This window comes from Paenibacillus ginsengihumi DSM 21568, assembly GCF_000380965.1.
GTDB lineage: Bacteria > Bacillota > Bacilli > Paenibacillales > NBRC-103111 > Paenibacillus_G > Paenibacillus_G ginsengihumi.
In genome coordinates, this window is record NZ_KB905676.1 from 1 (window position 1) to 2,122 (window position 2,122).

2 protein-coding genes and 1 pseudogene are annotated in these 2,122 nt (G+C 41.4%); all 3 read left to right on the forward strand.

The genetic code is table 11. The features are described from left to right. On the forward strand, nt 1–564 hold a 564-nt coding region (locus F591_RS29270; protein ID WP_040742764.1), incomplete at its 5' end, for a nucleic acid/nucleotide deaminase domain-containing protein. Nucleotides 565–577: 13 nt separating this feature from the next. Continuing rightward, nucleotides 578–1,084: an SUKH-4 family immunity protein gene (locus tag F591_RS0126890; protein ID WP_019537624.1), complete on the forward strand. Its 507-nt coding sequence runs from the start codon at nt 578–580 to the stop codon at nt 1,082–1,084. 268 nt (nt 1,085–1,352) lie between these two features. Further along, nucleotides 1,353–2,036: pseudogene (locus F591_RS0126895) on the forward strand (IS110 family transposase); the annotation flags it as partial. Nucleotides 2,037–2,122 lie beyond the last annotated feature (86 nt).

Sequence of the window (2,122 nt, forward strand, 5' to 3'; positions counted from 1 at the left end):
AATGAGTTTTATAAGAAGAAAGAGGCAGCCGAGAAGGCGGCACGGGAGGCAGACCAATCCACCCCGCCGAAACAGGACACTGAGGGGACGGGTAAAGCTGGCTCGAGTGGAAGTAAAGGTGTACTTAATGTTAAACAAGTTGAATATGGAAGTGATGATTTAAGTAAGGCTGCTCAGCAATTTCGTATTGACAATAATATTACAGGTGGACAGAATGTATTAATAGCTGAAGTTGAAGTGGACGGAGTAGTAAAGAGATATCAAATCGTTAGTACAAGAGAAGAAATTGTTGTAGGAGAAGAGACAGTTGAAAAGATCACACATTCTGAGAAAATTTTTGATGATATAATGAAGAAAGAGGGAATAAGCCCTGACCAAGTCAAACGGTTGTATTCGGAAAGGGAGCCGTGTATCTTGGATGGACATAACTGTAAGCAGTTGTTATCTAAAGAGTACCCGAATACGGAAGTGACTTATAGTTTTGAATATGGAGATCAAAAATCGCGGAATAGAGGAAACAAAAAACTTAAGCAGGCACTAAAACAACTATTTGGGATTAATTAGTGAGGGAGCGACTATGGATTATAATATAGAAATTGTTAAGAAATATTACGATGATTTCCGGTTATACAATTATGACGATCTTATTAAGCAAGGTTTTATAGAGAGTGATGCCCTTTTTATGAGTCAGATAGGTGTCCCGTACAATTTTCTAGGTTTCACTTTCTTTGAACCGGAAGAATTTAAAACTTGTGTATTTTCCGATGAACAATATGTTCAAGTAGGTATTTTTCGACCACATGATTATACGAGTAATGGAATTTATGTGCATTTAGGTAGTGGCAAGTTAGTAAAAGAATCAGAAAATGGTATCGTTCTTCTGAATCGTGATTTAAAAACCTTTTTCTTGTTCCATCTGATTTTTTTTCAAGAAGCTAAAAAGTATAATTTGAAAGAAGTAGAAGAATGCAATAGGTATGGAGAAGCGGTGCGGAAAAAATTTGAGAAAATTGATCCCGAAGCAATGGAAAATAGTGAAGGGTATTGGTCTACTAAGGTTGAAGAATATGAAGAGATGTGGTGATGTTTAAACCCATTTACAATCCCAACTTCAAGATCGTACAATACAACCAACAAACCAAACACTAACTGATTCCAACACTTGAAAAACTTCAAAAGCTCTTTCCAACTTGTTTTATGAGTAGGAACGAGCTTTTTTTTGCATGCCCAAAATCAAAGGAGCATTCCTGTAATTAATTAATTTTGAGGTTTGAACAAAAAGAGCGCCTCCTGTATGCTGGGTCTCGGAATGACGCACATTCACTGCCCTAATTAAAAGGAGGACGCTCACTATGAAGCATAACCAATCTAGCAAGCAAAATCAACGCATCCTGCGAATTTCTGAAACAACACTAGTCATCGGTACAGACATTGCCAAACGAAATCACGTCGCACGTGCTTTCAACTATCGAGGGATTGAGCTTGGCAAGCGCTGTCTGTTCACGAATGACGAAAACGGTTTGAACAAATTACTTACTTGGGCGAGAAGTCTTCTGGAAGAGCACGGCTTGAATGACATCATCATGGGGGTTGAGCCCACAGGCCACTACTGGTTTTCGTTGTATCACTTCATGAAGTGCCGCGAGGTCGAGGTGGTGCTGATCAATCCGCATCATGTGAACAAGAGTAAGGAACTGGATGACAACTCGCCAACGAAGAACGACATCAAGGATGCCAAGGTCATCGGAAAGCTGGTGATCGATGGTCGCTATACGAAGCCGCAGCTGCCGGAAGGGATCTATGCCGATCTAAGGGTCTACATGAACCAGCGGGATCGCTTAAACAAAGATCTTAATCGTGCCAAGGCACGAATCCACAACTGGTTGGATCGCTTCTTTCCCGAATATACCCAAGTGTTTAAGGACTGGGAAGGCAAAGCCTCGCTCATTACACTGGAGCACTTCCCCCTGCCGCATGAGGTGGTTCAAGCCGGCGAAACCACTATCGTGGCGACATGGAAGAGGAACGGTGTCAAGGCCGGATTTAAATTGACCCACTTCGCCGGTTTAAATTTGACCCACTTCGACGAATTAAGGGTCTAGACTTGCTGATTCTCCCTGCA

Coding starts and splice junctions, on each gene's coding strand:
- F591_RS0126890 (WP_019537624.1), top strand. CDS start 578: ATGGATTATAATATAGAAATTGTTAAGAAATATTACGATGATTTCCGG.